This window comes from Nocardia sp. NPDC041819 (assembly GCF_055590505.1).
Genome location: NZ_JBVJAP010000043.1, coordinates 1 through 5888, shown reverse-complemented (window position 1 = coordinate 5888; position 5888 = coordinate 1). Strand labels below are relative to the sequence as shown.

Genomic DNA, 5888 nt, shown 5'->3' with positions numbered 1-5888 from the left:
CACCGAAGGAGGCCATCGGGTAGAACATCAACCAGGACCCACCACCTGTCCGATTACTCGAGCAGACCCGCCGGGAATAACGTGAGCGCCGACAGGCGCAGCCGATGTGCTCATTCCCGGCGCCAGCGGAACTGCCGCCAATCTGGCTGAATGCTGCACGCCGGGGACTGTGGATCTAACACGACAGTTGTAGTTCGTTACCTGTAGATTGTCGGTGTGCTGGGTGATGTTGTAGCGCAGGATATTTCGGTGTGGCGGGCGAATCTGGATGATGTCTTCGCTCGTGTTGCGGGGGCGTTCGGGCGGGCAGAGCCGCGGGGGTGGGCGAGGGCGTATGTGACGGGGTTGCTGGCGCCGGTGGAGCGAAAAAACTCCTGGCAGCTGGCCGAGGCGGCTGGGGCGGTGAGTCCCGACGGATGTCAGCACCTGCTCAACCGGGCGCGTTGGAGTGCCGATGACGTGCGCGATCAGGTCCGCGCCTATGCGGTCGAGGCATTGGCTTCACCAGATGGTGTGCTGGTGGTCGATGAGACGGGGTTTGTGAAGAAGGGACTGCGCTCAGCCGGGGTGCAACGGCAGTACTCGGGCACTGCTGGCAGGATCGAGAACTGCCAACTGGGCGTTTTCCTCGCTTATGCCGGTCGTCATGGCCGAGCGTTGATCGATCGGGAGTTGTATCTGCCGGAATCGTGGATCGCAGACCGTGATCGTTGCGTTGACGCCGGTGTACCCGAAAGTCGTTGGAGTCGAGGCGTTTTGACCAAGCCACGGTTGGCCGAGGCGATGATCGGCCGGGCGCTGGCTGCTGGCGTGACCGCCGTGTGGGTGACCGCCGATTCCGCCTATGGGCGTGACGGGAGATTCCGGTCGTTTCTGGAGTCGCACCGGATGCCTTACGTCGTGGAGGTCCCGGTCAGACACACCATCACCGACCTCGATGGTCGCCGTAGAGTCGATACCCTGATCAGCCGCGCCCCAGCCGGAGCATGGCACCGGGTCTCGGCCGGTCGGGGAGTCAGGGGTGAACGCGAATACGACTTCGCCTGGGCCACGCTGCCGGTCCTCGACGACATCCCCGCCGGATTCGTGCGCACTCTGCTGGCCCGGCGATCTCTCGACGATCCCGCGGATATTGCCTACTACGTGTGCTTTCACCCCGACACCATCGATCGCGGCCAGATCGTTGCCGTGGCCGGTGCGAGGTGGGCGATCGAGGAATGTTTCCAGGCCGCCAAAGGGCAATGCGGTCTCGACCACTACCAAGTCCGCAAGTACGACGCCTGGTACCGGCACATCACCCTGGCCATGCTCGCTCACGCCTTCCTCGCCGTCACCGCCGCCACCGACCCAAAAGCCCACGCGGGCTGGGCCGAATCACAGTCGCCGAAATCCGCCGTCTCCTGGCGATAGCGCTCCACCCCGCCCGCACCCTCACCCACGCCCTCGCCGCCTCCCACTGGCGCCGCCACCACCAACACCGCGCCCAACACATCCGCTACCAACGGACCCGATTACCAAAGTAACGAACTACAACTGTCGTGTTAGAGCGTCGGCGTCGTCGGGGTGGAGTCGGTCGAACGCGCCGAGCGCATCCGAGAGGACGTCCGCGGCGAGTTCGGGGTGGGCCGCGATCAGGGCGCGAGCCGGTGACGAAGCGTAAGTGTGGACTCCGGGGTCCGCCGGGCGGAGACATCGGAACGCATGGCGCGCCTGCTGGAGCGCGGCGGGAGCGGACGCGAGGTCAGTGAAAGGTTTGCTGGCGCCGGCTGGTGTGGTCGCGGCGTGTAGGGCGTCGTCGAGCGGTACCGGAGATGCCGCGGCGGCGAGAGTCACCTGGTCGGCGGCGAGGTGGGCGCGGATCGTGGTCACACCAGTTGCGGCGAGCCGGAGGTCGCCGACCACGACGACGAAAACGCCTCGGGCGGGCAACCGCATCCTTCTGGACAAGACCGCACGTTGCGTCGATGGAAGATCGGGATCGAGCAGTGCCCGCAGCAACCGCTGATTGGGTTGTTCGGCACCGGTCACAACTACGCTTAGGTAGGCATCGGCCGCCGTGACGGAGTACTCGTCTATGGTGCCCCCATATCCGGGTGGACAACCGCGGCAGCGAGGGGTGGTCGGCGTCTTCCGCGCGCTCGACGACGATCTCCCAGTACGCCAATCCCGCGACGCGGAACGCATGCAGCAGACTGTCCAGCGGAATCCCTCGCTCGGCCTTGGTGCGCCCGGCTCGGCGAGCGGGCTCAAGCGAGTATGCGGTGTCGGAAATGGCGTCCAGCAATGCGGCCAGGCTATCGGTGACGAGAGCGGTCAATTCGTCGTGACCGAGTACGGCGTCGCTGTAATCCTTCTCGTCCTGCTGGATTCTGGCGGTCACGACCTTGGAAATCGCAGTCGGGTTCGCCCGTAGCTCCACAAGGAGGCGGGAGTATTTGATGTGCGTGTCCTCGGTCACTGTGGTGAACTTAGTGTCCGTTGTGCGTCCGCACAATGGAGGGATCCGAAGTGATGGCCCCTGCCTGTCGCCAAAATGTACGGCCTCCCGCAACACTGAAATTTCCTGATCGATGCGGATGGAGCGGCCGTGACCACAATCCCACCCCGACGAGGTCCTAGGCGATGCTGAGATCACTGCGCTGGACCGCGTCGTCGAGTAGTTGCAGTGCGGCGCCGGGTATCGGATCCTTCTCCGGCTCTCCGATCGTGCCGATCTGATCAGGTGCACTCGTGTCTCCCCCGTTACCTTTTTCGTGGGTACCGAGATCGGGCCCACGGTCGCCAGGCCCGGTATGACTTCTTGCCCCAGTCTTTCGAATGATCCGGGGGGTGGTGTCGCCGGGCTCTGGTGGCGTCGACGGACCGCTGATGGGGACAGGGCCGCTGATAGGTCTCTTCGTAACGTGGGTGCCGGGCGTTGACGCCAGATCGGCGGCCGTCCGACTGAGCGTTTCGATGCGATGAGGACCGAGCAAGGTGACACACCCCTATGCCGTGTTCTGCGGCGTTGACGTGGGAAAAGGCGAACACCACGCGGTCGGGCTCGACCCGAACGGGAAACGGTTGTTCGACAAGGCATTGCCCAATGACGAGTCGCGGTTGCGGGCGGTGTTCGACAAGCTCGCCACTCACGGCCGGTTGTTGATCGTGGTCGATCAACCCAACACGATCGGCGCCCTGCCGGTGACTGTCGCCCGCGCCTGCGGCCACGATGTCGCCTATCTGCCCGGGCTGGCGATGCGCCGCATCGCCGACCTTTACCCAGGTCAGGCCAAGACCGATGCCCGCGACGCCCACATCATCGCCGACGCCGCCCGCACCATGCCGCACACGCTGCGCCGCGTCGATATCGGTGACGAGACCCTCACCGAACTCGGTGTCCTGGCCGGGTTCGACGACGACCTCGCCGGTGAAGCAACCCGCACCAGCAACCGCATCCGCGGCCTGCTCACCGGCATCCACCCCGCTCTCGAACGCGTCCTGGGACCCCGCATTGCCCATCCAGCGGTGCTGGAGATTCTTTCGCGGTGCGGCGGTCCCGAAGGAATCCGGGCCGCCGGGCGGCGCAAACTCACCGCCATCGCCACCAAACACGCCCCACGCATGGGCGCGCGGCTGGTCGATGAAATCCTGGCGGCGTTGCCCGCGCAAACCGTCACCGTTCCCGGCACCAAAGCCGCTGAAACAGTGCTCCCGAAACTGGCAGATTCGTTGAAAGTAGTTCTGCTGCAACGCAAGCAGATCGCTGAAGACATCGAGGAGATGTTCGCCGACCACCCTCTTGCCGAGGTCCTGACTTCGATGCCCGGCATCGGAGTCAGGACCGGCACCCGCATCCTGCTCGAAGTTGGTGACGCCACAGCGTTCGACTCGGCCGGCCACCTCGCCTCCTACGCCGGCATCGCCCCGATCACCCACCGCTCCTGCAGCTCCATCCGCGGTGAACACCCCGCCCGCTCCGGCAACCACAAACTCAAACGAGCGCTGTTCCTGTCCGCGTTCGCCGCCCTGCACGACCCGGCCAGCCGCGCCTACTACGACAAAAAGAGAGCCGAGGGCAAGAAACGCAACGCAGCCCTCATCTGCCTGGCGCGACGACGCTGCGACGTCCTGTTCGCCATGCTCCGCAACAAACAGCCCTACCGGACACCCGCGGCCTCAACAGCTTGACGAACACCATAGGGACACCCCCGGCAAGCGCGACGTGCTGAGCGCAAACGGCCGCGGCCGCCGAGAACACGCTTGATGGTCCTGCGAGGGCAAGGAGTGAAGTTTGCCCCTGTGTCGCGTTGGCGAGATCTTCGGCGCGGTTCCTATGCGGCCCGACCCAATTGGCTGCGGCTACCCGGGATGATCGCTTCCGCATCCATGCTTGACGGCTGACATCGGCCCACCGCGGCCACACACCAACGAACGGAGACGACCGACGATACAGCACCTCACTTGAAGTGATTCTCGTAGAACACTCTCTGTCGGATCGATGACAAAACTGCACAATGATCGGAGCTTCCCATCATGACCACAGCCACGCGCGAACTGTTCGAGCGCTACCACGCCTGCTGGGCGGACCGCGACCCGGACCGAATCGTTGAACTCCACACCGTCGACTCAGTGTTCCACCTGCACTCGGGCCAGGAGCCAGCCCGAGGGCGGTCCGCCATCCGCGAGGCTGCGGCGGCAACCTTCGCCCTGGTTCCCGACCTGACGTTCCACATGGTCTCGATGCGTCGGAGACGGCTTCTGGGTGGTGCAATGGCAGCTGACCGGGGCCTCGGCAACCGGCAAGCGCGTATGCGTCGATCTTGCGGACTATGTCCTGATCGAGGATGGCGCGGTGAAGGAGAAGTATTCCTATGTCGACGGGGTCGCCATGCGGGCCGCTCTAGGATGACGCGAGTGGGCGGCCTGCCGACCCTGCTGGACCAGCTGGCGAAGACATTCGAAAACGAGACCGGTCGCGACGCCACCCATGTCGATGAGGACAGCCGCGGACGAAGAAGTCCGCCGAGGGTGAGTACACCCCCTCCGCAAAGACCTCAAGCAATCCTTTGCAGCGCATCGTTATCCGATTCTAGAGTTTCGGACGCAACTGGGCCAGCTGCTTCGTAGATCTCACTGAGGAGATCGCCGAGACCGTTGTCTTCGGTGTGGTCGCCAGCCCGGTGACGGCAGGATTCGGCGCTGCTGCCGCTGAGCGAGCGGTCGCACGCGGGAATTGTCTGAGTCAGAGTGTCCGGCTCGCGCTGCCGTGATCCAGGCTTGCGTGACGTACGCAGAATGCGGCTTTGCGTGCATTTTTTGCCAGGTGGTTGCAGACGGTCGTTGCGGGGTGTTGGTCGTGGTAGCCGGTCAGGGCGTCGCGGCCGCACCTGCCGCTAGCGAGGTCCATTCAGGTGCCTTAGCTGAGGTCTTGACCTGACCGCGTGAGGTCGGTCATCGGGTGTGTGAGTCTTGCGGCCCACGCTTCGGGTGGGAAGGCTCGATGGCGATGAGCGCGGCGAAGAGGCATATCCCTGAGCAGGTCGTGCGCAAGTTGACGGAGGCCGATCGGCTGCTCAGCGAGGGCAAGGGGCGTCGGGGGATGTGTGCCGGGCGCTGCAGGCTCCCGCAGCTACTTACTACCGGTGGCGTAATCAATTCGGCGGAATGAAACCACTCATGTCGGTGCCCAAGTAGTGCATCCGGGGACGCCGCAGAGCATCGGCTCCGGTTCCGCGTACCTTGATCACGGCATGCAGTTTCCCCGGTCTGCCGCCTTGGGGCTATGGGCAAATACCTACTCCATCACAGCTTGACTTCGTGCACTGTGGCGTCGGCTCGCACGTCGAGGACCGCCAGCAGGACCATCCGGCACACGGACATGTTCGACAGGTGTCCGTGCAGCGTTA

Annotated in this window: 4 protein-coding genes and 3 pseudogenes; 5 read left to right on the top strand and 2 right to left on the bottom strand. The window is 64.5% G+C overall.

The features are described from left to right. The first annotated feature begins 216 nt into the window (after positions 1-216). Positions 217-1410 carry an IS701 family transposase gene (locus ACZ6DL_RS37875; protein WP_466058533.1) on the top strand — a complete coding sequence of 398 codons (1194 nt, stop codon included), beginning with the start codon at positions 217-219 and terminating at the stop codon, positions 1408-1410. Positions 1411-1527: 117 nt separating this feature from the next. Here ACZ6DL_RS37875 and ACZ6DL_RS37870 read toward each other — a convergent pair whose 3' ends face one another. Beyond that, complete coding sequence (locus ACZ6DL_RS37870; protein ID WP_466058537.1) at positions 1528-2028, bottom strand: hypothetical protein; 501 nt, start codon at positions 2026-2028, stop codon at positions 1528-1530. Between the two features lie 55 nt (positions 2029-2083). Next, positions 2084-3079, bottom strand: a pseudogene (locus tag ACZ6DL_RS37865) (RsbRD N-terminal domain-containing protein); the annotation flags it as partial. Between ACZ6DL_RS37865 and ACZ6DL_RS37860 the strand changes: the two are divergent. From ACZ6DL_RS37860 to ACZ6DL_RS37845, 4 genes and pseudogenes are all read left to right on the top strand, one after another. Further along, positions 2977-4170, top strand: a complete 1194-nt coding sequence (locus ACZ6DL_RS37860; RefSeq protein ID WP_466058531.1) for an IS110 family RNA-guided transposase — start codon at positions 2977-2979, stop codon at positions 4168-4170. The pseudogene ACZ6DL_RS37865 and the gene ACZ6DL_RS37860 overlap by 103 nt on opposite strands. A gap of 345 nt (positions 4171-4515) precedes the next feature. After that, positions 4516-4665 (top strand): annotated as a pseudogene (locus ACZ6DL_RS37855) (nuclear transport factor 2 family protein); the annotation flags it as partial. Between the two features lie 79 nt (positions 4666-4744). Continuing rightward, on the top strand, positions 4745-4891 hold the full coding sequence (locus tag ACZ6DL_RS37850) for a hypothetical protein (protein WP_466058535.1): 147 nt from the start codon (positions 4745-4747) through the stop codon (positions 4889-4891). Between the two features lie 597 nt (positions 4892-5488). Further along, positions 5489-5652 (top strand): annotated as a pseudogene (locus ACZ6DL_RS37845) (transposase); the annotation flags it as partial. Positions 5653-5888: the final 236 nt, after the last annotated feature.